The sequence below is a fragment of the Pseudovibrio denitrificans JCM 12308 genome (assembly GCF_001310815.1).
Taxonomy (GTDB): Bacteria; Pseudomonadota; Alphaproteobacteria; order Rhizobiales; family Stappiaceae; genus Pseudovibrio; species Pseudovibrio denitrificans.
In genome coordinates, this window is sequence record NZ_BAZK01000026.1 from 40,681 (window position 1) to 66,349 (window position 25,669).

Consider the following 25,669-nt stretch of genomic DNA (forward strand, 5'->3'; position numbering starts at 1 on the left):
GGTCATTGATGCAACAGATTCATCCCACCGCAATTATCGAGGATGGGGCCGTACTTGGAGAGAATGTCAAGATCGGTCCTTACTGCATGGTGGGGCCCAAGGTAACACTTGGCGATGATGTAGAGCTTGTTTCGCATGTGGTGATCGCTGGACGGACAGCCATTGGTGCCCGGACTAAGGTCTTTCCGTTTGCAAGCTTGGGGCATCAGCCGCAGGATCTGAAGTTTTCCGGTGAAGATACGCTTCTGGAGATCGGTGAAGACAACCAGATCCGTGAGCATGCGACCATGAACCCTGGCACTGCCGGTGGTGGTGGCGTCACGCGGGTTGGTAATGGCGGTCTGTTCATGATGGGCACCCATGTGGGGCATGACTGTATCGTAGGCAACAACGTCATTCTGGCGAACAATGCGACGCTTGCTGGCCATGTGGAAGTTGAAGACTTCGTGATCTTTGGTGGTCTATCTGCTGTACGTCAGTGGTGCCGTGTTGGCTCGCATGCCATCGTTGGTGGTTTGACCGGCGTTGAGTTTGATGTGATCCCTTATGGTTCCGTTATTGGTGATCGCGCGCGCCTGGCCGGGCTCAATCTGATTGGTTTGAAGCGCCGCAACTTCTCTCGTGAAGAAATCCATGCTCTTCGTGGAGCCTATAAGGAAGTCTTCAACAGTGAGGAGGGAACGCTGCGGTCTCGTGCTGAGGCTGTGCGCACCAAATACGCTGAGTTTGAAGGTGTGCAGACGATGACGTCGTTCATGCTGGAAGATGAGAAGCGCCGGTTCTGTACGCCGCGCAACAATGGCGAATAAGGGTCTGTTTTGAGTTCATGGTGAAACAGGCGCCTATTGCTGTGATTGCTGGTGGTGGCGACTTACCGGGTTTGGTCATTCGTTCAGCTATGGCGCAAGGACGTGAAGTCGTTACTATTGCGATTAAGGGGGAGGCAGATGCCTCCCTTTCTGCGTTTAATCCCGTTGAGCTTGGCTGGGGGCAGATTGGCAAACTGTTCTCTACGTTGAAATCCAAAGGCGTGCGTGACGTTGTATTGATCGGCGGTGTGCAGCAGCGCCCGGATTTTACGTCCATCCTTGGGGATTTTGGTACGATGTGGCGCTTGCCGCGTATTATTGCTGCTGTTGTTGGTGGTGATGATCATCTGTTGGTGAAAGTTGCCGGGATATTTGAGCGAGAGGGACTGCACGTGGTTGGTGCTCATGAAGTTGCTCCTGAACTGGTTGCAAGTCTGGGACATGTGGCTGGTCCGAAGCCAAGCAAGAAGGCCTTGAGTGATATGACGCTTGCCATTGAGGCGGTAGATGCGCTTGGGCGGCTGGATATCGGGCAGGGCGCGATTGCTGTTAATGCGCGCGTTGTGGCGGTTGAAGGGGCGGAAGGCACAGATGCCATGCTTGAGCGTGTTGCCGCCTTGCGTGAAAACGGGCGTGTCCGCTCTAAGGGTGCTGCTGGTGTGCTTGTGAAGTGCTCTAAGCCGCAGCAGGACCTTCGTTTGGATATGCCGGGCATTGGGCCTCAAACCATCCGCAAAGCGGCTGAGGCACAGCTACAAGGCGTTTGCGTGGAAGCTGGGCGCGTTCTTGTTGCACATCGCGATGAGGTTGAACGCCTCTGCGATGAGCTGGGTGTATTTCTTTATGGCTGCACACGCGGTGAAGAGGCTGAGGCATGAGCGAGTCGGAAACCGTAAAGCCCTTCAAACTGTTCTTTGTTGTTGGTGAAGAATCCGGTGACCAGCTTGGTGCTGAAGTGATCAAAGCTTTGCGGGCACGCATTGGTGATCGCCTAGAGGTTTGCGGGCTTGGTGGTGAGCGGATGGCTGCGCAGGGTGTTCAGTCCATCTTTCCACTGCATGATATTGCCGTGATGGGCATCACGGCTGTTCTGGAGCGCTTGCCGACCATTATTCGCCGCGTGCATCAGACGGTTGATGCGGTGATTGCCGAGCAGCCGGATCTACTGCTTATCATCGACTCCCCGGATTTTACGCATAATGTGGCCAAGCGTGTGCGCAAGAAAGCGCCGCATATTCCGGTGGTGGATTATGTGAGCCCGTCCGTTTGGGCTTGGCGTCCCGGCCGGGCGAAGAAGATGGCGGCTTATGTGGATCAGCTGCTTGCGCTGCTGCCGTTTGAGCCCGATGCGCATAAGCGCCTTGGTGGGCCGCCTTGCGATTATGTAGGGCATCCGCTGATCGAGCGTCTGGATGATTTGCGTCCTGCTGCCGGTGAACGTGCTGAGTTGGGAGATGGCAAGAAACAGCTGGTGGTGCTTCCGGGGTCGCGGACCAGTGAGGTTTCGCGGTTGCTGGAGCCGTTTGGCAAAGCTGTTGAGCTGATCTGTGCGCAGGATCCGGATGTGGAGGTGACCATTCCGGCGGTGCCGCATCAGGAACAGCGCATTCGCGAAGGTGTGAAGTCATGGAAAGTGCAGCCGTGTATTGTGACGGGAGAGGCTGAAAAGTTTGCGGCTCTCCGGCGTGCCAATGCTGCGCTCGCAGCGAGTGGAACGGTTTCTCTGGAGCTGGCGATTGCCGGTGTGCCCATGGTGATTGCGTATAAGCTTGACTGGTTCTTCCGCCGCCTGAAGCAGATCAACCGCTTTATCAAGATTGTCGCGGTGGACACTATTGTGCTGCCGAACCTTGTTCTGGGTGATTACAGCATCAAGGAATACATCGAGGAAGAGGCTAGCCCTGAAGCGCTCAGCAAGGGGGTTCTGGCGCTGCTTTCTGACAGTCCGGAGCGGCAGGCGCAGCTGGATGCATTTTCTCGTATTGATGAAAAGATGCGCTTGCCGGAGGGTGAAAGCCAGGCGGGTAAAGCCGCGCGGATCATTCTGGAGACGGCTGGTCTCTCAGTTTAAGTGCTTTTCAAAATGATTCATAAAATGGGTGTAGCTCATTGAAAACGAAGAGTTATTTGACTTGTCACTTAAAGTGGTGCTTTAAGTTGAAATCTGAAAGGCCTGAGGGAAACTTCAGGCCTTTTTTATGTGCGCTCAGTTGCTCAGCACCTTGATGTCGAGGGTGCCGCGGCAGGTGCCATCCGAGAAAACGCCGGTGGCTTCTTGACTTCCCACAAGGCCTGTGGCGGCGAGTTCCACATCAACGGGTGTTTTGCTCTCGTCATCCGGGAAGATGATTTCATACTCGTTCTCAATGGAGAAGATGCCAGCGCTTACGCTGCCGCCGATGGAAATCACGAGGATGTCGTGGCCTTTGTCGGTTCCACGTTTGAGGGCATCATTGGTGGAATCCGGATGGTTCTTGGTGGTGAAGCCTTCGCCGTAGCGCTTTGCGCAGGTGCCGTCATCCGGGCTGCCGTCGGTCATGGACAAGTTGGAGAAGGCGATTTCTTTGTCGCCCGGACCCAACCTTTGGGCGACGGCCAGCGCGGAGGTGCTGGTGATGGCCAGTGTCGTAAGGATGATCGCGGGATAGAATAGAGCTTTCATGATATTCTCACTACTTCTTGTCTGGGCCATTGCTCTGTTTTGATGAGTAGGTCTTGCCGTTATGCAAGGTTGTCAGCTCGATTGTTATTTCGCCGACGCATGTGCCGTCTGAGAAAACGCCGGTGGCGCGGCCTGCGCCTATAAAGCCAGTTGCTGCGAGTTGCAGTTTGACTGGCTGTCCGTTTCCTTCATTTGGAAAGGTGAACTTGTACTGGTTTTCAATGGAGTACACACCGCTTCCGACATATCCACCCAGGTAGATGAGTTCGATCTTTTGACCTTCGGATGTGGTAACCAGACGTTCCTTTTCAATCGTCGCTGCATGGCCTTTTGTTATGAAACTCTTGCCGTAGCGCTGTCTGCATATGTTTGCATCTGCCTTGTTGTGGAGCGGGGTGACATTCGAGAAGGTCGTGATTTTATCGCCGAGGCCAACACGAATGCTTAGCGCTTCAGCCACGGTTGTTGTGTGGCCAAAAATAAACAAGCTCAGAGCTGCACATATGACAGCTTTCATCGGGCGTTTATCCTATTGCTGCGCAGATTGGATGGTGACCTTGCCGCGGCAGGTGCCGTCGGAGAAGACACCGGAGGCTGTTCCGCTGCCGATCAGGCCGGTGGCGAACATCTTCACGTCGATGGCTTCTTTGTGCTCATCGTTGGGAAAGATGATCTCGTACTCATTTTCGATGGACAGGATGCCATCACCAATGGTGCCTCCGGTGGAGGAGATGATGATGTCGTGGCCCTCAGTTGTTGTTTTCTGGGCTTCCTGTGAGTTTGTGTCGGGATGATCGGTGGTTTTGTAACCGGTGCCGTAGCGTTTTGCGCAGGTGCCGTCGTCGGGCGTTCCGTCCGCCATTGTCAGGTCGGAGAATGTGACGGTTTCGTTGTCGCTGCCGAGGCTGTGATTGTCTGCCAGTGCTGCGGTGCTGACAAAGGCGATTGCGCCGAGGCTTGCTGCTGCGCAGAGAATTTTCTTCATGGGGTGCCACCACTCGTTGCTTTTTCCGGCCAAAGGCCGCGCAAAGAGTAGTCCTGCTGCGTTAACGCAAATGCTCCTGTTGCGCTTTGATTTTCATTAGGATGAAGAATAGGTTTGAAGCGTGCTTTTGGATTTAGCCAGTTTCTAATGCACTACACATAAACATAGGTGAAAACTGAAGGTTTGCGCGTTGGGTAGGCGTTTGTGCCTGAGGCATTGTGCTAGAGTTGCCGCTCTGTTGTTCTTATGCCCACCGCGGTCGCGGTTTGCGGGCGCATCCACACTTTGAGGTCTTTCATGAAAGTCAGAGAAGCCGTTCTGGCGGATGCTGCGGAAGTCAGCGGGTTTTTGCAGGAGTTGGCAGCGCTTGGAAAGCGGAGCCTGCCGAGCGATGCAGAGTATGTGCGCTCGAACTACATCTCCCATGCAGACCGCATTCGCTGCTCTGTGGTTGAAGATGAGGATGGGGCGCTGCTCGGCCTGCAGATCCTGAAACGTGCCTCAGAAGGCAATCCTTACGATGTGACACCGGGGTGGGGCATCATGGCACGCATGTGCGCCCGAGTGCTGCGCGCCGTGGTGTGGGGGCGGGTGCTGTTTGCATCTACGCTGGAAGCTGCGCAAGGGGCTGGCCTTGAGAAGATTGATGCGACCATTGGAGCGAGCAATCCGGAGGGGCTGGGCTACTATGAGGCGATCGGGTTCCGGACCTACAAAACCTCTGAGACATCCATCAGCAAGTGTCTGGAAGTCAGCGCGTAAATGGCAGGCGGTGTCATTTCACGTTGATGACGGAGAACCTGCCGGAGCAGACGCCATCAGAAAAGACGCCGCTGAACATTTTTGAGTTGATGAAACCGGTGATGAACTGGGTGATCTCCACTTCCTGATCCGGTTCGTTGGGGAAGGTGATCAGCACCTGTGAGTGTTCAGCATAGATGCCATCCCCGCGCAACTCACTGCGGGCGTAGAGGCTGAATTTGTGGCCTTTATCGCTTACGAACTGACCGCGGCGTCCATTGGGGTTCGGAGAAACGGTATAGCCGTTGCCGTAACGCTCCTTGCAGAATTCAACGCCTACCGCATCAGTGAGCACAGTCAGGCTTTGAATGGAGATCTGGCGGGATGTGGAGAGACGCTTTAAGTCGGTGAACGGATTGGCCCGGTTGTCGCGATGGATGAACTGGCTGTGGGCTGGCCCCGGCATAGCAAGGGTGACGGCGAGCAGGACACCTGCATACTTCAGTTGGTTTAGGCGCATATACACTCCCATTTTAATTCCTGCTGTGTCCTACCTCTCATTTCGGAAAGTGTGGCGGCTGCGTTGCTGCCAGTTGCCTGCCTGCGGAGTTTAGAGAGTGCCGCTTAACGCATCAGTCCTGAACCAGCCTGTGTTTGAGAAAAATCCTAGGCTCTCCGGTTGGGTTTGAGAGAATCTTAGGGCAGCGTCCATGGGCCAACGGAAACCTTGCCCGTGCAGGTGCCATCCGTGAAGACACCGCTGTAGCTGTCTCCGCCAATCAGGCCGGTGACGAACTGGGTGACCTCAATTTCTTCGTCTTCATTGCCCGGGAATGTCATCATGAACCGGTCATGTTCTGCAAAGATGCCTTGCCCCATGATCTCGCTGCGGTCCACCAGAGTGACTGTGTGGCCTTTGTCGCTGATGTAGGTGCGCTTTGGGGCTTCCTTGGAGGGTGAGACCGTGTAGCCGTCTCCGTAGCGCTCTACGCAGATGGAGTTGTCTGAGGTGCCGTCCTGCATGCTGAGCTCGGAGATGGAAACGTCTCTGCTTGCTTCTGTAACGTCTGTATTGGCTAATGCGTAGGGTGCCAGGCCGGTTGAGAAGAGGGCAATAGCCGCAAAAACGGGGAGAGGTACAAGGCGCATCAACACTTCCTTTCCTGATGCCGGTGGCATGCCAGACGCTGGCTCAAAGGTTGAGGATAGGGAAGTGGCGAGGCAAGAACAGGATTAAGATGCCTCATGGTTTGCAGGGGTTGAATGCAAACAGAATGTTTCAAATAAAAAAGGAGGCAAAAAGCCTCCTTTTTCTGAAGTATCGCTTTTCAGCTTCTTGAGCTTCGCTACATTTGCCAAAAACCGGAGACCGCTTTTCGGCAGAATGTTTTTAACGACGCTGGTCGATTGGCTGATAGTCACGCTCGGAATAGCCGGTGTACAGCTGGCGTGGACGACCGATACGCTGGGAAGGATCTTCAATCATTTCCTTCCACTGTGCGATCCAACCTACTGTACGCGCCAGTGCGAAGAGCACGGTGAACATGGTGGTTGGGAAGCCCAGAGCACGCAGGGTGATGCCGGAGTAGAAGTCAATGTTCGGGTAAAGCTTCTTCTCAACGAAGTAAGGATCGGTGAGAGCAACTTTTTCCAGTTCCATTGCCACTTCGAGAAGCGGATCGTCCTGGTGGCCCAGCTCAGCAAGCACTTCATGACAGGTTTTCTGCATGATGCGTGCGCGTGGGTCGTAGTTTTTGTAGACGCGGTGACCGAAGCCCATGAGGCGGAACGGATCGCTCTTGTCTTTTGCACGTGCAACGTACTCAGGAATACGGTCAACAGAGCCGATTTCGGAGAGCATGTTCAGAGCTGCTTCGTTTGCACCACCGTGGGATGGACCCCACAGACATGCGATACCAGCTGCAATACATGCAAATGGGTTCGCGCCTGAAGAACCAGCGAGACGGACTGTGGAGGTGGAAGCGTTCTGCTCGTGGTCAGCGTGCAGGATGAAGATACGGTCCATAGCGCGAGCCAGAACCGGATTTACTTTGTATTCCTCACATGGAACTGCGAAGCACATGTGCAGGAAGTTGGATGCGTAGTCCAGATCGTTTCTTGGGTAAACGAAAGGCTGGCCAACGTGGTATTTGTAGGCCATTGCAGCAATGGTCGGCATCTTTGCGATCATGCGCAGGGAAGCAACCATGCGCTGATGTGGATCGGAGATGTCGGTGCTGTCATGATAGAAGGACGAGAGAGCTCCAACGGTACCGGTCATGACTGCCATTGGGTGGGCGTCACGACGATAGCCTTTGAAGAAAGAGCTCATCTGATCGTGGATCATGGTGTGGTAGGTTACGCGGTGAACAAAGTCGTCCTTTTCTGCGCGTGTTGGCAGTTCGCCGTACAGCAGCAGGTAGCAGGATTCCAAAAAGTCGCCGTGTTCAGCGAGCTGTTCAATCGGGTAACCGCGGTAAAGCAGAGTACCTGCGTCACCATCGATGAAAGTGATCTTGGATTCGCATGAGGCAGTTGATGTGAAACCAGGGTCCAGAGTGAAGTGGTCAGTTTGCTTGTAAAGCGAACCGATGTCCAGAACATCAGGGCCCATGGAGCCAGAGTGGACGTTAAAGTCCCAGCTGTTGTCTCCAATAGTCAGTTTCGCTGTTTTGTCGCTCATATCAGGCAACCCCCATTTTGTATCTCCTCATGCGACTTGTTCCATTTGTGTACAAATGAATACACTGCATGATCTGACGTTTCCGCCCGGAGGAGAGTGTTGTCGTGGAACTGCCTATATCATTTGCCGCGATGGGGCAAGCACCCGCAACCACCGCTTTTAGTTATAAGTGAAACTACCGCTACGACCAACGGGCATTTGTAGCAGTAGTTTCACTGAAATTTCAGCGGATTACGCTGCAAAATCACGAATGCGTGCGCAAGATTCGTCTTTTCCGAGCACAACAAGCACATCAAAGATGCCTGGGGATGTCCCACGACCAGTGAGTGCAGCGCGCAATGGCTGAGCTACTTTGCCGAGTTTCAGCTCTTCTGCTTCCGCTACTGCCTTAACGGCAGTCTCAGTGCTTTCCACGGTCCAGTCAGTGAGGGCTTCCAGAGCTGGCAGCACCTTGCCAAGAACAGCTTTTGCCTCGTCAGACAGGATCTTTTCAGCCTTTGCATCCAGATCCAGCGGGCGCTGAACCCACAGATAGCGTGCAGATTCCTGCAGCTCCACAAGGGTCTTTGCGCGCTCTTTCAGGCCAGGCAGAGCGGCCATGAACTTGTCCTGGTTGCCATCGCCTGCAAGCCACGCCATGACGTCAGCGCCGCCTTCCACATCCATCAGGTAGGTGAGGAAGTGCTGGTAGAGCTCTTCGTCGCCTTCAGAGCGCATGTAGTGGGCGTTCAGGTTTTCCAGCTTCTTGAAGTCGAAGCGGGAAGGAGACTTGCCGCATGCGTCCAGACCAAACCATTCGATCATCTGCTCAGTGGAGAAGATCTCGTCATCGCCATGGGACCAGCCGAGGCGCGCCAGATAGTTGCGCATTGCAGACGGCAGGTAGCCCATTGCACGGTATGCTTCTGCACCAATCGCACCATGGCGCTTGGAGAGCTTTGCTCCGTCCGGACCGTAGATCAGCGGGATATGCGCCATAACTGGTACATCCCAGTTCAGAGCCTTGTAGATCAGGGTCTGGCGTGCGGCGTTGGTCAGGTGGTCATCACCGCGCACGATATGGGTCACGCCCATGTCGTGGTCGTCGACAACAACAGCCAGCATATAGGTTGGGTTTCCGTCAGAGCGCACGAGGATCAGATCGTCCAGATTCTCGTTTGCGAATTTGACTGTGCCCTGAACCTGATCTTCCACGATGGTGTCGCCTTCCAGCGGTGCTTTCAGGCGGATTGCAGGCGCGATGCCTTCCGGTGCTTCAGAAGGGTCACGGTCGCGCCATGTGCCGTCATAGCGCGGCGGACGGCCTTCTGCGCGGGCCTTCTCGCGCATTTCGTTCACTTCTTCCGGAGTGCAGTAGCAGTAGTAAGCAGTGCCTTCCTTAACCATCTGCTCCGCAACTTCGCGGTGACGATCTACGCGGCTATACTGAGAGATCGGCTCGCCGTCCCAGTCCATGCCCAGCCAGGACAGGCCATCCAGAAGCGCGTCTACAGCTTCCTCGGTGGAGCGGGACCGGTCTGTGTCTTCAATACGCAGCAGCATTTTGCCGCCGCTGTGTTTAGCCAGCAGCCAGTTGAACAGGGCTGTACGGGCGCCACCAATATGCAGGTAGCCGGTAGGAGAAGGCGCAAAGCGCGTGACGACAGGTTTAGTCATAGCTCGTCCGGAAAAGTTTCAAGTTACTTCGAATAGTTTGGGGTAATTACGGCGGGGCGCCGTATCTCTGCGGGCTGTGTACCATAGCATTGAAAAGTTCCCAAGTGGCAGAAAGGGACTTAAGGGTGCGTGAGGGGCAATCATCCTCAGACAAGACGCAATCTGGTGGTTCGGCTCCCAGAATAGATGCGCTTTGCCTGAAGGGGGATAAGTTTTCTTCCCGTGCCTTTGAGGGAGACTTGTTGCCCGCTGAGGATGATCTGCAGGCTTTGAGAACACAGCAACGCAGAAAAACGCAAACCAACGCAAAAAACGCACATAGCAACGCAACTGAGGATTTTTATGATGAAAATCAGTATGTTGGGATGTGGGGACGCTGTGTTGCGGCTGTGGTGACCATTCGTGCTGTCTTTTTCTGGATAGTGAGGCCGGATTGGCCAGCTGCGATGAGTTATGCCCGTACGGCTCTTTCTCAGGATTGGGATCGCGGGCAGGGCATTGTCTGGTATGCGCTGAGCCATATGGCGGGCGTGCTGGTGTATTTTTCGCTGCCAGCTGAGCCTTACAGTGTTTTAAGCGGACTTGTCGCTATCCTATTGGGATTGTTTGCTTTTCGCAGAATGAAGCGTGGCCGGTCTACGATCGGTCTCACAGCGCTTTTGTTTTTTGCGCTCGGTTTTATTCTCTCGGATTTGCGCGTGGAATTTGCTCGTGGCGACCCGTTGGAGCGTCCTGTTACGCGGAAGGTGGAGGGAGTTGTCACCGGTCTCAAGCAGTCTGGGCAGCACTCTTACTCTGTTATCCTCGGGGAGGTGCTGGAGCATTCCAAGAGGGGAACAACTCCGCTTGGCTACAAAATCCGGCTTAGCTTGAAGGGGATGAAAGAGGCGCCGGTGATGGGGGATAAGATGCAGCTGAAGGCGCGTCTGCTGCCGCCCGGTGGGGCTGTGCGGCCCGGAGGCTATGATTTTGCCCGAACTGCGTTTTTCGATGGGATCGGTGCGGTTGGGTATGCACTTTCCAGGCCTGTTGTGCTCGCCCGTGATGGGGGTACTGGGTTTCTGCAGCATGTGGATACGATACGAAGCGGTATCGCTGGGCGTATCCGGCGGGTGTTGGATTATTCGCCAGAAAGTGCTTTTGCTGTTGCTCTCCTTGTAGGTAAACGGGACTATCTGGCTTCCGCTGATAAAGACGCCCTGCGCAACGCTGGTCTCGCACATGTCCTCGCTATTTCCGGTATGCATATGGGGCTGGTGACCTCTCTGGTTTTCCTCGCAGCGCGGTTGGTTCTGTCTCTTAGCCAAAGCCTTGCTTTGAAGGGACATATTCACGTTTACGCTAGTATCGCCGCGTTGATTGCGGCAACGGTTTATCTCAGTTTGTCAGGGGCTTCTGTCGCCACACAGCGGGCTTACATGATGGCCGTGATGATCTTATGCGCCGGGCTGCTTGGTCGCCGGGCTTTCAGCCTGCGCGGACTTGCTCTCGCCTGTCTCCTCCTTTTAAGCCTGCGCCCAGAGGAGGTCTTATCCCCGGGCTTTCAGATGTCCTTCATCGCCGTCCTTGCTTTGTTGTCAGCTTACTCCTTTGGCAAGGACTGGCTTCGGGATGATCGGGAAGCTTATGTTTTAAAAGGGAAAACCGGCATTTTGCGCACTCTCAGGAAGCCCGTTAAGTGGCTTTTTGCCTGCGCAATGACCTCCCTGATCGCTGGTGCCGCCACCGCTCCAATAGCGGCCATGCACTTTGAGCAGATCGCACCCTATGGGGTGGTTGGTAATGTGCTGGCCATGCCGCTGGTGACCTTTGTGGTTATGCCCCTTGGTCTGCTTGCTTTGCTCACGATTCCATTTGGCGCTGATGCGTTCTTTCTGCAGGGGATGGAGGTGGGACTATCTCTGGTGTTGAAGGCCGCCTACTGGGTGAGTGCGCTGAGTGATGGGCTTACCAATCTGGGTGTTGCCAGTGTCTCTGGTTATCTGTTGGTGATCCTTGCAAGTATCATACTCTGCATCATGCCCTTGCGCCTGAAATGGCTTTCTGTGCCAGCATTTGCAGCGGGTCTCATAGGCTTTGTGGTGGAGCGGCCACCTGATGTGATGATTGCTGATGCAGGTAAGCATATTGGGTTTTATGGCAAGGACGGATCCTTCCGCCTGACATCCTCGCGCATGTCATTTGCTGCTGACAGCCTGCTGCGGGCAGGGGGATACTCTGCGAACTCCTTTAAAGAGCATAAAACGCGGGCAGCAGACCGTTCCTGTGATGAGGAGGGCTGTGTGCTGGAGATATACCCGCACCGAGCGATGGGCGGTGGAGGGGAACAAAAGCCGTCAGTCCTTCTGGCGCAGTCGAAGGGGATGAGCGTTCTGGAGGCTGATTGTCAGTTGGCTTCTATCATTGTCACCCAAGCTCAAGCCCCTTCCAGCTGCAATGCTGAGCTGGTTTTGGACCAGAAGATTTTTGGAGAAAGAGGCTCGGTTTATATCTGGCTGTCAGATCAAGCGGGAAACGGGCATAAAATAAAAAAAGTGCGCTGGGCATATGATGCTCAGCGCAGACCTTGGAATCCTAAATTGCCTATAGCAACCAGTGCTTTAATAGCGGCGGAAGAGCGCAATCATCTTGCCCTGAATGCGGACACGCCCCGGGCCGAAGATGCGAGTTTCGTAGGCGGGGTTGGCCGCTTCAAGCGCAACTGAGGCGCCTTTTTTGCGCAGGCGCTTCAGGGTTGCTTCCTCGTCATCGATCAGCGCCACGACGATTTCGCCGTTATCCGCGGTGTCGCCGCGTTTAATCAGCACTGTATCCCCGTCAAAGATGCCTGCGTCGATCATGGAGTCACCTTTAACTTCCAGCGCGTAGTGTTCGCCGCGGCCCATCAGATCTGCAGGCATTGCAATGGAATGGCTCTGATGCTGGATTGCTTCGATCGGTACACCCGCTGCGATGCGGCCCATCACCGGAATTTCCAGCGTCGGCACTTCGTCAGGAGACGGTGTGCGTGGTGGAGGTGGTGCCGCGACCTTCTTGCTCAGTGAGCCTTCAATGACCTCAGGCGCAAAACCCTTTTCCTTGGTCGCAGGCTTCAGGCCTGGTGCGATGGACTCTGGCAGCTTGAGGATTTCCAGCGCACGGGCTCTGTTAGGCAGGCGGCGAATGAAGCCGCGCTCTTCCAGAGCCGTGATCAGTCGGTGAATGCCGGATTTGGAACGGAGGTCCAGCGCGTCCTTCATCTCATCGAAGGAGGGTGGAACACCTGCTTCCTTCAAGCGTTGATGGATGAACATCAAAAGCTCGTGTTGCTTCTGTGTAAGCATCTTTTATCCCCGTTCGCTCCTAAGCGCAGATTGAAAGTGAGCGGCCATACTCTCCGGTTCCGGAGATGACCATTCGTTGATTTGCATTCCCAACAAGCTGAAAGACTTCAACTTCTGCGATTGGGAGGACAAAACACGAACGTACTCTACCTGTTCTCATTGTGTTCTGCAATGGGTTTGTTGCGTTTAAGCCCTGCTAGAACTGGGGGAATTGGATTTTGACAGGTGAGTGGACAGGGGTTGTCCACTCTCGTCTTACGGATTTAGCGTAGCTTGAGAAGCTCAACTTTTTCGCCAGCCGATGCAGCCGGTGCGTGTGGCGGGCGAACAATCAGAGCGTCTGCTTTGGTGAGCAGTGCAAGCATTGAGGAATCTTGCTTGTCAAACGGCTCGGTTGTCAGATTGCCTTGTGCGTCGGTGCTCAGGCTGGCGCGCAGGTAGTCCTGACGCAGGTCGTTTGCAGGCAGGTCTGCGGTCAGCGTGGCTTTGGTAACGCCTTGATTTGCCAAAGGTACTGAGCGGCCCAGCATTTTGTCGAGGAGAGGCCCAAGGAAGAGGAGGGCGCAGACAAGACTTGAAACCGGATTGCCCGGCAGGCCTAGGACTTTCATCTGGCCAAGAGCGCCTGCCATGAGTGGTTTGCCCGGACGCATAGCGATGCGCCAGAAACCAAGCTCCATGCCTTCTGCACCGAGCACGTCCTGAATGAGGTCGTGGTCGCCGACAGACGCGCCGCCGAGTGTGACCAGAACGTCGGCTTTGGCCTTGATTGTCTGCTTAACGCGGGCTGTGATTTCTTCAGGTTGGTCTGGGGCGATGCCTAGCATCATTGGGATGCCGCCGCAGTTTTTCACGAATTCTGCGATGCCGACCTGATTGGATGCGATGATTTGATTCGGACCTGGTGTCTGGCCCGGCTCAACGAGCTCGTCTCCGTTTGCAAGGATTGCGACAACCGGCTTCTTGCGCACTGGCAAGCTCGCGTGGTTCATTGCGCCCGCAAGGGAAAGCTCGCGGAAGCCGAGTGGGGCGCCTGCTTTGAGGAGGATCTGGCCTTCTTGGAAGTCCAGTCCGGCAGGGCGGATGAACTTGCCAACAGTTACGCTCTCTTGGCAAAACAGGCTATCCCCGTCGCGGCGGGCATTTTCCTGCATCAGGATCGCATCTGCACCAGCTGGTACCGGCGCTCCTGTGAAGATACGCAGAGCTTCGCCGTCTTGCAGTGTGCCGTCGAAGTTATGCCCGGCAGCGACTTCACCGATAACCTTCAGTGCGCGCTCAGGATCTGTGGTGTCAGCGGCTTTTACGGCATAGCCATCCATCGCGGAGGCGGAGAACGGAGGTTGGGTCCGGGTTGCGGCAACATCTTGTGCTAAAACGCGTTCGCCAGCTTCCAGAAGTGGGAGGCTCTCGCTTGCAGTTGGTTTTACGTCCTTGAGGAGGCGGTCCAGGGCTTCTTCGATGCTGATCAGGCTCATTTGGAGTTATCCTCCTCAGCCAGATAGTGACCGGACTTACCGCCCTTCTTCTCCAGCAGGCGAATCTCGCCAATCTCCATGGAACGATCAACGGCTTTGGCCATATCGTAGATCGTCAGGCACGCAACAGAAGCAGCTGTCAGCGCTTCCATCTCAATACCAGTCTGACCAGAGACCTTTGCGAAGACTTCAATCTCAATGCCCGGCAGCTCCGGGTTCGGTGTGAAGTCCACTTGTACCTTGGAAAGAGCCAGCGGATGACACAGCGGGATCAGCTCATGGGTGCGCTTGGCAGCCATGATGCCCGCGATGCGCGCCGTTGCCAGCACGTCGCCTTTCTTGGCATTGCCGGAAAGGATCATGTCCAGAGTCTCACGCTGCATCTTCACCTGACCGCCAGCGCGGGCGATGCGTGAGGTGACCTCTTTCTCCGAGATGTCGACCATATGAGCCGCACCACTGTCATCAAGGTGAGTGAGTTTTGGAGAAAGTTCTGACATTTTCTTGCCTCTGGACACAGTTTGTTCAGGTCATTGCCTTTTGCAGGCTGTTGATTTTATTAGCGTTTAAGCAGCGCTTTTGTCGCGTTTTCTACATCGTCCTGCCGCATCAGGCTTTCACCGATGAGGAAGGTGGAGATGCCGGATTTTTCCATGCGGGAAAGATCTTCCGGAGTGAACAGGCCGCTTTCGCCCACGATGATCCGATCTTGCGGGATCAATGGAGCAAGGCGTTCACTGGTCTCCAGCGATGTTTCGAATGTTTTCAGGTTGCGGTTGTTGATGCCGACGAGTGGTGAGGTGAGCTTCAGTGCGCGCTCCAGTTCGGCTTCGTCGTGCACTTCAATCAATGCATCCATACCAAGCTCAAAGGCGGTGTCTTCCAGCTCTTTGGCTAATGCATCATCAACGGCTGCATGATGATCAGGATGCAGTCTGCGCCCCAGGCGCGAGCCTCATGCACCTGATAGGTGTCATAGAGAAAGTCTTTGCGCAGAACTGGCAGGGAGACTTCATTTCGGGCTGAGACGAGGAATTCTGGTTTACCCTGGAAAGACGGCGTGTCGGTCAGTACGGACAAACAGGCTGCGCCGCCGTTTTCATAGGCTTTTGCAAGTACTGGCGGGTTAAAGTCCGCACGGATCAGGCCTTTGGATGGACTGGCTTTTTTCACCTCAGCAATCAGGGCGTACTCACCGTTTGCATGCTTTGCTTTCAGCGCGTTTGCAAAGCCGCGGGTCGGAGTTGCTGCCTTGATTGCCGCATCCAGATCAGCCAGAGAAGTTTGCGCTTTTGCAGCGGCAATCTCTTCACGCTTGTAAGCTTCGATTTTCTTAAGGATATCTGACATGGGATCCGTGGTCTTAGAGTTTCATGTTGGCAGCTGTTGCAGCGTCGGAGGCTTCAACAAGTTTGTCCAGTCGGGAAAGGGCGGTACCTGTATCGATCGCCTGTGCCGCCATCTCTACGCCGTCTGTGAGAGTGGAGACTTTGTCAGCAACGATCAGGGACGCTGCGGAGTTGAGCAGGACGATATCGCGGTACGCGTTCTTCGCACCCTGCAGTACCTCGCGCAGAGCTTGAGCGTTCTCTTTTGGGTCGCCGCCCTTCAGATCTTCCGTCTTTGCAACGGGCAAGCCTGCATCTTCTGGTGAGATGGTGAAGGTGTTGATACTGCCGTTTTTAAGTTCGGCGACAAAGGTCGTTCCGGTGGTGGTGATTTCATCCATGCCATCGGACCCGTTGACGATCCAGGCTTTCTCGGTGCCCAGCTCGTTCAGGGTGTTGGCGAGCGGCTCAACCCATTGCTGAGCGAATACGCCGGTCATCTGGCGCTTTGCGCCTGCCGGGTTGGCGAGAGGGCCAAGCAGATTGAAAATGGTTCTGGTGCCGAGTTCGATGCGAGCTGGGCCAACGTGGCGCATGGCTTTGTGGTGGTTTGGCGCGAACATGAAGCCAATACCAGCCTCGTGAATGCAGTGGCTGATGCCGTTTGCGTCCAGATCCAGATTGATGCCCAGTTCGGCCAGCGCTTCAGCAGAGCCGGATTTGGAGGAGAGGGAGCGGTTGCCGTGTTTGGCAACGGTGACGCCGCAGCCTGCCACGACAATGGCTGTGCACGTAGAGATGTTGTAAGAGCCGGATGCATCGCCGCCAGTGCCGACAATGTCGATGGCGTGGTCTGGTGCTTTTACCGGGATCATCTTGGCGCGCATGGTCTCAACTGCTGCGGAGATTTCGTCGATGGTTTCGCCGCGCAAGCGCAGAGCCATCAGGAAGCCTCCGATCTGAGCAGGAGTTGCGGCGCCTGACATGATGATCTCGAATGCCTCGCGGGCCTGAGGCCGGTCCAGTGCGTTGCCGTCAGCGACAATTCCAATGAGATTTTTCAAATTGCTCACGGCGAAAACTCCCTCAATCCCTCAGGTAATTCCTTAATGCACACAAAGGCTAACTATTAGATAGCTTTAGGAGGGCTGTCTAGGAGATAAACAAAAGCCCGCCACACTTAAAAGTGTGGCGGGCTTGTTTTCGACAAGGTTTTGTCTACTGGCGATCCAGGCCGGTCAACTGATTGAAGACTGCCTGATTTACGAGGACGCCTTCTGTCTGTTCCAGCTGGTTGATGAACTGGTTGAGCAATGAGCTTTCCAGTGCGCCTGTCAGCTGGGTGTTGATGCGCTGAGCGTTCTCGGATTCTGTCATGAAGGCCGGAGCTGTTGTGTCCGTCAGAACCAGAAGGATCCTGTCTTCATTGTTGCCAGGAACCTGTGCTGCGGTGCCTTTAGGTCCGGAGAAGGCTGCTGTAACAGCTGAGCCGGAAAGGCCTTGTACGCCACCGTTGCGGGTGAATGGCTGAGAGGTCGTTGTTGTCAGGCCTTCAGCTGCTGCGATCTCGGAAAGCGATTTTCCTGCTTCCACTTCTGCAATCAGAGCTTTGGCTTTTTCTTCCAGCAGTTCACCGGTGCGGTTTGCTGTCCAGTCAGCGGTCACAGCCTCTTTGACTTCAGAGAGTTCTCTGTCGCGGGAAGGTGTAACTTCTTTGACTTCGTACCAGAGGTGACCGGTGCGGCCGATTTCCAGCGGATCGTTTTCAACGCCAACATCAGTTGAGAAGACGGCGGTGGTCAGCTCGTTTGCTACTGGCAGTTCAACGGTTTCGCCTGCTTCATTATTGCCGGAGGCGTCGAAAGCAGGGGTGTTGATCAGTTCCAGATCGAAGCGTTCTGCGATCTCTTCAAAAGTGCTGCCGCCTGCGCGCGCATCTTCTACTTCGTTGAACAGGTCTTCCACTTCATCAGCGGCGTTTGCCTGAGCGACTACCGCGCGCAGTTCGTCCTTCACGTCTTCAATTGGCTGAACTGCAGCTGGTTTGACTTCTTTTGCAAAGAGGATGGCGTTGGTGAACTGGCCTTCGACCACGTTACTTGCCTGACCTTCTTTCAGAGCAAACGCAGCGTCTGCGATCTTCTGATCAAGGAAGCCTGCCTTGTTCATAAGGCCGAGGTCGACGTCTTTTTCGGTCAGATCGCGCTCATTCATCAGGTCTTCAAAGGTCTTGCCGGAATCCATCTCCACCACAGCAGCTTCTGCTTCCTGTTTGGTTGGGAAGGAGATCTGATAGATGCGGCGCTGTTCCTGAGACTGGTAACGGTTTTGGTGCGCTCATATTCCTGAGCGATCTCTTCGTCCGTCACGTTTTCAGGCTTTGCGATTTTATCTGATGTCAGCTCAATGATGGTCGCGCTGCGGTACTCAGGTGCTTTGTAGTTGCCTTTGTTTTCTTCAAAGAACGCGTTGAGTTCTTCATCAGTCGGCGCAGGAACGTCAGTCAGTGAGCTTTTTGGCAGTACGAGGTACTCAACAGTACGCTCTTCCATTGCGTACTTGTCGAAAGCTTCGAGCATGGTTTCTGGCACTACAATACCACCAATGACGGCTTCGGCGAGCTGCTGGCGCTCTGCGACGAGCTGCTGCTGCATGACGAACTCGTCTTCGCTCATGCCGAGATTGTAAAGTACCTGACCGAGGCGATTGCGGTCATATCCATTCACACCCTGAAAGGCAGGTGTTTCCTGAATGGTTTTGATGATTGCTTCATCTGAAACGCCGATGCGCAGCTTTGATGCTTCATTATCAAGCGCAGCTTCAGCGACCAGGCGGCCCAGAACCTGAGCTGGTACGCCAAATGCAGCGGCCTGTTCCTGTGTGACAGGCTGGCCGACGCGGCGTGACAGCTGGTCGAGCTCGCGTGAATAAGCTCGTTGGAAATCCTGAGCTGAAATTTCTTTGTCACCCACTGAGGCAACAGATGTGGAGCCGATTCCAGTAAAGACGTCAGCGATCCCCCAAACTGCAAAGCTGAGCACCAGAAGGCCGATCAGGATCTTTGCAAACCAGGAACCTACGCTATTACGTAGCGCGTCGAGCATAATTTTATCCGTTCTCTTGTTGAAGGCGAGGGACAGTCTCCCCGCGCACACATGCAAGGCCGCCGGATAATAGTGTTCCTTTCGCTGTGGGGCAAGTTTACACAACATAAAGCCTGTGAGATTCGCCGTGAGATACGAAGTTCATCGCACTAGCGGTAATCCACTATGGGACTTAAGTGTTTTTTCTGTTAGTGAGCACACATTCCATATGGGAATCTAGAATTCATATTTGGGGAACGGATCAAATGACTAATCGGCCACTTGTTGCTGGTAACTGGAAAATGAATGGCACCAAAGCTTCTGCTGCAGAGCTGGAAGCTATGGGTACGGGATACGACTCAGCACTTGCCGAAAAAGTAGAGCTTCTGATTTGCCCACCTGCATTGCTGGTTGCACAGCTTGCTTCTCAGGACAAAATCACAATTGGCGCCCAGAACTGCCACGCTAAAGAAAGCGGCGCGCATACTGGCGACATCTCCGCTGAGATGATCCGTGATGCTGGCGGCAAGTTTGTTATTGTTGGTCACTCCGAGCGCCGTGAAGACCATGGCGAATCTGATGCAGATGTTTGCGAGAAGGCTGAAGCTGCTTACCGCGCTGGTCTGGTTGCGATCGTTTGTGTTGGTGAAGTTGAGAGTGAGCGCCGCGCTGGCACTACTCTTGACGTTGTTACCAAGCAGGTTCTTGGTTCTGTACCAGCAGGCGCAACCGCTGAGAACACTGTGATCGCTTATGAGCCAGTCTGGGCAATCGGTACCGGCCTGACGCCAACACCTGCAGATGTGGCTGAAGTTCATGCGTCTATCCGCGCAACACTCATCAAACAGTTTGGCGATGAGATTGGCGGTAAAATGCGCGTCCTTTATGGTGGCTCTGTTAAGCCTACCAACGCAAAAGAACTGCTTGCGGTTGAAAACGTTGACGGTGCACTGGTTGGCGGTGCAAGCCTGAAAGCGGCGGATTTCCTTGGAATCGCTGAGGCTTATCGCGGCTAATATTAGTCGGATTATAATAATATTCTTAGCAGTCCACCAATTTGCTGCGCCTTTAGGGTAGAAAGGCGCAGCAAATTCGGTTAGAAGGCCGACTAACGAATTCATTAAACCTACGGATACCTATGGAAACCGTTCTGATTGTTATCCACCTGATGGTCGTCGTTGCGCTGGTAGCAATGGTTCTACTGCAGCGCTCCGAAGGCGGCGCATTGGGTATTGGCGGCGGTGGCGGCGGTGGCGTGATGAGCAGCCGTGGTACAGCAAATGTGCTGACACGCGGTACTGCGATTCTGGCTGTCTGCTTCTTTGCAACTTCACTCGCTCTTTCTCTGCTGGCACGCTACGACGAGCGTCCAGGTTCTCTCCTTGATCAGGTTCCAGCTGGTTCCGCAACTCAGGGCACAGAGCAGGGCGGCGGCAATGGTCTTCTTGACCAACTTCAGCAGCAAAGTCAGCCAACTGGCCCGCAGGTTCCACCTGCACAGTAATCTGCTGTAAAGCAGAAACAGTTGAAATATACGTTTGACGGCACCGCACCTTGTGCAGTGTCCGTCATTCGTGCGTTCAGACATAACTCAAATATCCAGGGTATTGGATTATCAGGCACCACGCTAAGTGTGCTTCCCTACTGATAAATTCCGCCCTTTCTAACGTGGTAGCGATCCATGGCACGGTACATATTCATCACCGGTGGTGTTGTTTCTTCTCTCGGGAAGGGACTTGCCTCCGCAGCTCTTGGTGCGGCTTTACAAGCGCGCGGATACAAGGTTCGACTTCGTAAGCTCGACCCTTATTTGAACGTTGATCCAGGTACCATGAGCCCTTACCAGCATGGTGAGTGTTATGTGACCGACGATGGCGCTGAAACTGACCTTGACCTTGGTCACTACGAGCGTTTCACTGGCCGTCCGGCAAACAAGCAGGACAACATTACCACTGGTCGCATTTATCAGGACATTATCGCGAAAGAACGCCGTGGTGATTACCTGGGTGGTACCGTGCAGGTGATTCCTCATGTGACTGACGCGATCAAGAACTTCGTTCTGGATGGTAATGAAGGCTATGATTTCGTGCTCTGCGAGATCGGCGGCACCGTTGGTGACATTGAAGGCCTGCCATTCTTTGAAGCTATCCGTCAGCTTGGCAACGATTTGCCACGCGGACAGGCTGTTTACATCCACCTGACACTGCTGCCTTACATTGCAAGTGCTGGTGAAATGAAAACCAAGCCGACCCAGCACTCTGTTAAAGAGCTGCGCTCCATCGGTATTCAGCCAGACATTCTCATGGTTCGCTGTGATCGCCAGATCCCTGAGAATGAGCGTCGCAAGCTGTCCCAGTTCTGTAACGTTCGTGAAGAAGCTGTTATCCCGGCATATGATGCAAAGAGCATTTATGAAGTGCCGCTGGCCTACCACAAGGAAGGTCTGGACGAGCAGGTTCTGGATGCGTTTGGTATCACAGGTGCTCCGGCTCCTGATCTGTCCCGCTGGGAAACCATCGTTCATTCTCTGTTTAATCCAGAGGGTGAAGTCACTATCGCAATCGTTGGTAAGTACACCGTACTTAAGGACGCTTATAAGTCTCTGATTGAAGCGCTGGTTCACGGCGGTATTGCGAATGGTGTGAAGGTCAATCTTGAGTGGATTGAATCTGAAGTCTTTGAAAAAGAAGATCCAAGCGAATTCCTTGCTAATGTGAATGGTATTCTTGTTCCTGGTGGATTTGGTGAGCGCGGATCTGAGGGTAAGATCGCTGCAGCACACTATGCACGTGTGAACAACATTCCTTACTTCGGTATCTGCTTCGGTATGCAGATGGCTGTTGTGGAAGCTGCTCGCAACATGGCTGGCATCGCTGATGCAAGTTCCACCGAGTTTGGTCCTGCAAAAGAGCCAGTTGTTGGCCTGATGACCGAATGGACCCGCGGTAACGAAAAAGAAGAGCGTCATGCTGAAGGCGATCTGGGCGGTACCATGCGCCTTGGTGCTTATGATGCAGTTCTGAAAGCTGACAGTAAGATTGCTGCGATCTACGATTCTACCGAGATCTCTGAGCGTCACCGTCACCGTTATGAAGTGAACATCGGCTATCGTGAGAAGCTTGAAGAAGCTGGCCTCATCTTTGCTGGTACGTCACCAGATGGCGTTCTGCCTGAGACTGTAGAGATCGACAATCATCCGTGGTTCATCGGTGTACAGTATCACCCAGAGCTGAAGTCCCGTCCGTTTGAGCCGCATCCGCTGTTCTCCTCATTTGTAGGTGCTGCGCGCGACAATAGCCGTCTGGTTTAATCTGCTGTTTTGGGGGAAACGCTTTGACCAAGGGAATTGATCACATTGTGCTTGCTGTAAACTCGTTGCAGGATGCAGCAGGACACTGGGAACAGCTGGGATTCAAGGTAACGCCAATTGCGCGTCATCCTTGGGGGACTGAAAACCGTCTCATCCAGCTGAATGGCAGTTTCCTTGAGGTTCTGGCAATCGGCGAAGGTGCTGAGCTGACAGAGCCGAGTGAAGGTGTTTTCTCTTTCGGTGCATTTAACCGTGACTTTCTGTTGAAGGGCGAAGGTGCTTCCATGTTTGTTATGGACAGCACCAGCGCTGCGGAAGATCGTAGGGCCTACAATGCTGCTGGCCTTGCAGAGTACGCGCCATTTTCCTTTGAGCGGATTGCTGTGACGCCAGAAGGTGAAGAACGTCAAGTCGCGTTTGATCTGACGTTCACCACTGATCCGCTCAGTGCGGAAGTGGGCTTTTTCACATGCCACAACAAGTTTCCTGAGAACTTCTGGAAAGCTGACTATCAGTCGCATCCGAACACTGTTCGCGATCTGACTGAGGTGGTTTTCGTGGCTGATGATCCGGCAGACCATCATGAGTTTCTCAAGGCATTCATTGGAGAGCGTACTGCACGACTTTCCAGTCTTGGCGTTGAGATTGAGACTGCTCGTGGGACTGTGAAGGTGTTGTCTCCAAGCGCTTATGAAAGCCTTTATGGTGTGAAAGCGTCCGCTGACCGCAAAGGTCTGAAATTGGCTGCCTTGGGCTTTGCCACAGAAGATCTTGAGAGCTTTGCTACCTATGCCAAGGCTCTTGGCGGACGCAAGCGCGGTGACTTCTGGGTTATAGAGCCAGAGCGAATGGCCGGTGTGGCTGTTTTCTGTAGCTGATCGTGTTTCGAACCCCGGTAGCATCGCTTCCGGGGTTTTTCTTTGCTGAGAACCTTATGCAGTTACGACCACTGGTGCCTGATTTTCATCCACGATCAGCTCCAGCTGAGCTGGTGGTGATGCAAACTCCATAACCTGTACCATGTTATGATTGGTGCCAGCCCCATCCTGATCGAAGCTCAGGATACCGCCTGAGAGCTGGAAATAATCTCCCACATTTTGCTGCGTGATCTCTTCTGTGCCAATTAGTTCCGTTACATCCAGTTCGTCTGCATCTTCTCCGGTGGAATCGTAATCTGTAATTAGATCTGCCACGGTGAGGTTGGAAAGATCGAGTACAAACGTGTCGCTGTCCTCTCCGCCAGTGAGCGTATCTTTACCCCCCATACCTGCGATTTTGTCTCGCCCAGCTCCACCATCGATTGTATCATCACCATCAAGGCCTTTGATGAGTTCGCTTGTCTGGGTACCAGTGAGGACATCGTTGCCTGAGGTGCCGAGAATAGGCGCAGCGGATTGCTTGATTGAAATAAGGTGGCTGTCTGTATCTCTATCCCCATCGCCATCTTCAACTGAAATGAAAACTGTAAGGTTTGGAGTTGGTTGAAGTCTAGCCCGGTACTGGCTGTAAATTCCCAAGTTCCATCTGAGTGAATGGTGAGCTCACCTTGCTCCGTGTAAAGTGTAGTTTGTGTGTTGGGTGCCAGACTGACAATGTGTTGGTCGTTGATGTTTGTGTAAACCGTTACCTGCTTATATCCATCCGCTCCAGAGCTGAGGGTGAATGTATCGGTGATTGTTTCCCCTTCTGAGACAATAAGCTGAGTATCTGCAATATCTACATCAGGACTATCATCTTTGATCGAAATGTTTGTGATGCCAAGAGCCGTGCTCCCATCCGTATCAGTCGCGATGATTGGCACACCCAAAATGGTGAAGTCGCTGGTTCCGTTGGTGACGTGGGGAAATTCGGCAAGAAGTGTGGCTGTGACCTGAGCTGTGCCAGTGGTACCGGCTGGGATGGTCGATCCGGACAGAGACAGCTGGATGACACTCTGACCGTTGATTGACCCAGTTAGGGTTTGCTTGTCAGCGGACAGTGCCCAGTTCAAAGAAGTTACAACAGCTCCACTGTCGTCCCGAACCTCGATGCTGGAGGTGTCTCCTATAGTGAAGCTGACGATATTGTCAGAACCTGCAGTGAAGCTGAGTGTATCGCTTTGAGTTTCTGCTGTGCTTGCCGGATTGGAACCGATGACATCCCCAGTGGGGTCATTGTTGCCAATCTGCTCTCCAAGCGCGCTTTCATCAAGGCTCAGCGCGATGATATCGCCCCCAAACGGATTGGGGCCATCTGTGATGATGATGGTCTGAGTATCGGTTGTCGTGTCTCCATCAGCATCCGTTGCGGTGATGGTGAAGCTTTGCTCTTGCGGATTGTCATTATCCAGATTGGTTGCCGCTTCAAAGGAGTAGGTACCATCTGGATTAACGGTGAGTGTGCCTTTGGGCAGCGTGAAGGTGGCGGATGTGTTGCCAGACAGGGCAATTGTCTGATCCGCTTCACCGGGGACAGACACGGTTATGTACGTGACGCCATCTGCTCCGGGGTTGAGAGACCAGCTGCCATTCAGGGTGTTTCCTTCCGCAACTGATGCAGGCGTATCGGCGATGTCCAGCTGCGGCGCATCGTCGATGATATTGACCTGAATGTCGGCAGTGACTGTGTCGCCATCGTGGTCTGAGGCATTGATGGTGATGCCGTTGATCTTGATCGGCTCTCCGCTTGCATCATGCGGGAAAGCATCTGTGAGCGTTGTTGTGACTTGTATGGTGCCTTGTTGGCCTGCAGGGATCTCTGCTGCATTGAGCGCCAGAATGATCGCTGGTGTGCCGTTTATGGAGCCGATGAGCTGGCCGTTGCTAACTGCCCAGCTGACGTTGAGAGCTGCATCGCCGTTGGTGATGGTGATGCCCGAGGGATCACCAAAGGCAAAGGTAGAGAGGTTGTCCGAGCCCGCGGTAAAGGTGAGAGAGCTGGAGATCTCCGTCTCAGCAGAGCTTGTTGGGTCGGAACCGGTGATGTTCCCAGCGGCCAGATCATCCTGATCCTGTGTTGTATCAAGGGCAGCTTCGTTGACTGTGAGGATCAGATCAACGGCTTCACCGGGAAGGTTGTCTGGCGGTGTTGGCGATGTGCCGTCGGTGATTGTGATGGTCTGGGTATCGGTTGTCGTGTCTCCATCAGCATCTGTTGCGGTGATGGTGAAGCTTTGCTCTTGCGGATTGTCATTATCTAGATTGGTTGCCGCTTCAAAGGAGTAGGTACCATCTGGATTAACGGTGAGTGTGCCTTTGGGCAGCGTGAAGGTGGCGGGTGTGTTGCCGGACAGGGTGATTGTCTGATCCGCTTCACCGGGGACAGAGACGGTTATGTGTGTGACGCCATCTGCTCCCGGGTTGAGAGACCATGTTCCGTTAAGCGTGTTGCCTTCAGCGACAGAGGCAGGTGTATCAGCGATGTCCAACTGGGGTGCATCGTCCATAATGTTGACCTGAATGTCTGCTGTGACCGTGTCGCCATCGTGGTCTGAGGCATTGATGGTGATGCCGTTGATCTTAATCGGCTCTCCGCTTGCATCATGCGGGAAGGCGTCTGTGAGTGTTGCAGTAACTTGTATAGAGCCTTGCTGGCCTGCGGGGATCTCAGATGCATTGAGAGCCAGAATGATT

The 25,669-nt window shown here is 54.0% G+C and carries 23 protein-coding genes and 2 pseudogenes; 9 read left to right on the forward strand and 16 right to left on the reverse strand.

Annotation, left to right across the window (positions count from 1 at the left end; all coding sequences use genetic code 11):
* Nucleotides 1-8 precede the first annotated feature (8 nt).
* The 3 genes from lpxA to lpxB are packed head-to-tail and all read left to right on the forward strand — an operon-like array spanning nucleotide 9 to nucleotide 2,880.
* Nucleotides 9-809, forward strand: coding sequence for an acyl-ACP--UDP-N-acetylglucosamine O-acyltransferase (lpxA, locus tag JCM12308_RS23795; RefSeq protein ID WP_054785287.1), 801 nt, complete (start codon nucleotides 9-11; stop codon nucleotides 807-809).
* 17 nt (nucleotides 810-826) lie between these two features.
* Nucleotides 827-1,687 (forward strand): LpxI family protein, encoded by an 861-nt coding sequence (locus JCM12308_RS23800; protein WP_054785288.1) that lies wholly within the window; start codon nucleotides 827-829, stop codon nucleotides 1,685-1,687.
* On the forward strand, nucleotides 1,684-2,880 hold the full coding sequence (gene lpxB, locus JCM12308_RS23805) for a lipid-A-disaccharide synthase (protein WP_054785289.1): 1,197 nt from the start codon (nucleotides 1,684-1,686) through the stop codon (nucleotides 2,878-2,880). The genes JCM12308_RS23800 and lpxB overlap by 4 nt, the downstream gene beginning before the upstream one ends.
* Before the next feature lie 135 nt (nucleotides 2,881-3,015).
* Here lpxB and JCM12308_RS23810 read toward each other — a convergent pair whose 3' ends face one another.
* From JCM12308_RS23810 to JCM12308_RS23820, 3 genes are read right to left on the reverse strand one after another with little or no spacing between them, the layout of a single operon-like run.
* Nucleotides 3,016-3,471 (reverse strand): hypothetical protein, encoded by a 456-nt coding sequence (locus JCM12308_RS23810; RefSeq protein WP_054785290.1) that lies wholly within the window; start codon nucleotides 3,469-3,471, stop codon nucleotides 3,016-3,018.
* Nucleotides 3,472-3,481: 10 nt separating this feature from the next.
* Nucleotides 3,482-3,988, reverse strand: coding sequence for a hypothetical protein (locus JCM12308_RS23815; RefSeq protein ID WP_054785291.1), 507 nt, complete (start codon nucleotides 3,986-3,988; stop codon nucleotides 3,482-3,484).
* A gap of 12 nt (nucleotides 3,989-4,000) precedes the next feature.
* Entirely contained in the window at nucleotides 4,001-4,456 is a 456-nt protein-coding gene (locus tag JCM12308_RS23820; protein WP_014285920.1) for a hypothetical protein, read from the reverse strand.
* Between the two features lie 297 nt (nucleotides 4,457-4,753).
* On the opposite strand from JCM12308_RS23820, the gene JCM12308_RS23825 reads away from it, so the two are divergent.
* A complete protein-coding gene (locus JCM12308_RS23825; RefSeq protein WP_244272009.1) occupies nucleotides 4,754-5,218 on the forward strand; it encodes a GNAT family N-acetyltransferase in 465 nt (154 codons plus the stop codon).
* 13 nt (nucleotides 5,219-5,231) lie between these two features.
* Here the strand turns inward: JCM12308_RS23825 and JCM12308_RS23830 are convergent, their stop codons facing one another.
* The 4 genes from JCM12308_RS23830 to gltX form a co-directional block, all read right to left on the reverse strand.
* Nucleotides 5,232-5,717 (reverse strand): hypothetical protein, encoded by a 486-nt coding sequence (locus JCM12308_RS23830; protein ID WP_054785292.1) that lies wholly within the window; start codon nucleotides 5,715-5,717, stop codon nucleotides 5,232-5,234.
* Nucleotides 5,718-5,893: 176 nt separating this feature from the next.
* Nucleotides 5,894-6,346 (reverse strand): hypothetical protein, encoded by a 453-nt coding sequence (locus tag JCM12308_RS23835; RefSeq protein WP_208609007.1) that lies wholly within the window; start codon nucleotides 6,344-6,346, stop codon nucleotides 5,894-5,896.
* A gap of 241 nt (nucleotides 6,347-6,587) precedes the next feature.
* Nucleotides 6,588-7,880 carry a citrate synthase gene (gene gltA / locus JCM12308_RS23840; RefSeq protein ID WP_008546659.1) on the reverse strand — a complete coding sequence of 431 codons (1,293 nt, stop codon included), beginning with the start codon at nucleotides 7,878-7,880 and terminating at the stop codon, nucleotides 6,588-6,590.
* Nucleotides 7,881-8,111: 231 nt separating this feature from the next.
* Complete coding sequence (gene gltX, locus JCM12308_RS23845; protein WP_054785294.1) at nucleotides 8,112-9,536, reverse strand: glutamate--tRNA ligase; 1,425 nt, start codon at nucleotides 9,534-9,536, stop codon at nucleotides 8,112-8,114.
* A 125-nt stretch (nucleotides 9,537-9,661) separates the two neighbouring features.
* On the opposite strand from gltX, the gene JCM12308_RS23850 reads away from it, so the two are divergent.
* On the forward strand, nucleotides 9,662-12,241 hold the full coding sequence (locus tag JCM12308_RS23850) for a ComEC/Rec2 family competence protein (protein ID WP_054785295.1): 2,580 nt from the start codon (nucleotides 9,662-9,664) through the stop codon (nucleotides 12,239-12,241).
* Here JCM12308_RS23850 and lexA read toward each other — a convergent pair.
* The 7 genes and pseudogenes from lexA to JCM12308_RS30970 all read right to left on the reverse strand — a co-directional run bounded on the left by lexA (nucleotide 12,137) and on the right by JCM12308_RS30970 (nucleotide 18,769).
* The gene (lexA, locus tag JCM12308_RS23855) at nucleotides 12,137-12,859 is read right to left on the reverse strand and encodes a transcriptional repressor LexA (RefSeq protein WP_054785296.1); all 723 of its coding nucleotides are present in this window, start codon (nucleotides 12,857-12,859) and stop codon (nucleotides 12,137-12,139) included. The genes JCM12308_RS23850 and lexA overlap by 105 nt on opposite strands.
* Nucleotides 12,860-13,122: 263 nt before the next feature.
* A complete protein-coding gene (locus JCM12308_RS23860) occupies nucleotides 13,123-14,337 on the reverse strand; it encodes a molybdopterin molybdotransferase MoeA (RefSeq protein WP_054785297.1) in 1,215 nt (404 codons plus the stop codon).
* A complete protein-coding gene (gene moaC, locus JCM12308_RS23865; protein WP_054785298.1) occupies nucleotides 14,334-14,837 on the reverse strand; it encodes a cyclic pyranopterin monophosphate synthase MoaC in 504 nt (167 codons plus the stop codon). The genes JCM12308_RS23860 and moaC overlap by 4 nt, the downstream gene beginning before the upstream one ends.
* 59 nt (nucleotides 14,838-14,896) lie before the next feature.
* Nucleotides 14,897-15,687: pseudogene (gene trpC / locus JCM12308_RS23870) on the reverse strand (indole-3-glycerol phosphate synthase TrpC).
* A gap of 13 nt (nucleotides 15,688-15,700) precedes the next feature.
* Entirely contained in the window at nucleotides 15,701-16,738 is a 1,038-nt protein-coding gene (gene trpD, locus JCM12308_RS23875) for an anthranilate phosphoribosyltransferase (RefSeq protein WP_054785299.1), read from the reverse strand.
* 145 nt (nucleotides 16,739-16,883) lie between these two features.
* Nucleotides 16,884-17,963: a peptidylprolyl isomerase gene (locus tag JCM12308_RS30965; protein ID WP_208978917.1), complete on the reverse strand. Its 1,080-nt coding sequence runs from the start codon at nucleotides 17,961-17,963 to the stop codon at nucleotides 16,884-16,886.
* On the reverse strand, nucleotides 17,879-18,769 hold the full coding sequence (locus tag JCM12308_RS30970; protein ID WP_208978915.1) for a SurA N-terminal domain-containing protein: 891 nt from the start codon (nucleotides 18,767-18,769) through the stop codon (nucleotides 17,879-17,881). Before JCM12308_RS30970 ends, JCM12308_RS30965 begins: the two co-directional genes overlap by 85 nt.
* Nucleotides 18,770-19,014: 245 nt before the next feature.
* Here JCM12308_RS30970 and tpiA point away from each other — a divergent pair, with 245 nt between their 5' ends.
* From tpiA to JCM12308_RS23900, 4 genes are all read left to right on the forward strand, one after another.
* Complete coding sequence (gene tpiA, locus JCM12308_RS23885; protein WP_054785300.1) at nucleotides 19,015-19,764, forward strand: triose-phosphate isomerase; 750 nt, start codon at nucleotides 19,015-19,017, stop codon at nucleotides 19,762-19,764.
* Nucleotides 19,765-19,886: 122 nt separating this feature from the next.
* Nucleotides 19,887-20,252: a preprotein translocase subunit SecG gene (secG, locus tag JCM12308_RS23890; protein ID WP_014285908.1), complete on the forward strand. Its 366-nt coding sequence runs from the start codon at nucleotides 19,887-19,889 to the stop codon at nucleotides 20,250-20,252.
* A gap of 177 nt (nucleotides 20,253-20,429) precedes the next feature.
* On the forward strand, nucleotides 20,430-22,058 hold the full coding sequence (pyrG, locus tag JCM12308_RS23895; RefSeq protein ID WP_014285907.1) for a CTP synthase: 1,629 nt from the start codon (nucleotides 20,430-20,432) through the stop codon (nucleotides 22,056-22,058).
* 23 nt (nucleotides 22,059-22,081) lie between these two features.
* Nucleotides 22,082-22,936 (forward strand): VOC family protein, encoded by an 855-nt coding sequence (locus JCM12308_RS23900; RefSeq protein WP_208609008.1) that lies wholly within the window; start codon nucleotides 22,082-22,084, stop codon nucleotides 22,934-22,936.
* A gap of 54 nt (nucleotides 22,937-22,990) precedes the next feature.
* Here the strand turns inward: JCM12308_RS23900 and JCM12308_RS31880 are convergent, their stop codons facing one another.
* Nucleotides 22,991-23,332 (reverse strand): type I secretion C-terminal target domain-containing protein, encoded by a 342-nt coding sequence (locus tag JCM12308_RS31880; RefSeq protein ID WP_244272011.1) that lies wholly within the window; start codon nucleotides 23,330-23,332, stop codon nucleotides 22,991-22,993.
* A pseudogene (locus tag JCM12308_RS31885) lies at nucleotides 23,239-25,669 on the reverse strand (hypothetical protein); the annotation flags it as partial. The gene JCM12308_RS31880 and the pseudogene JCM12308_RS31885, both read right to left, overlap by 94 nt.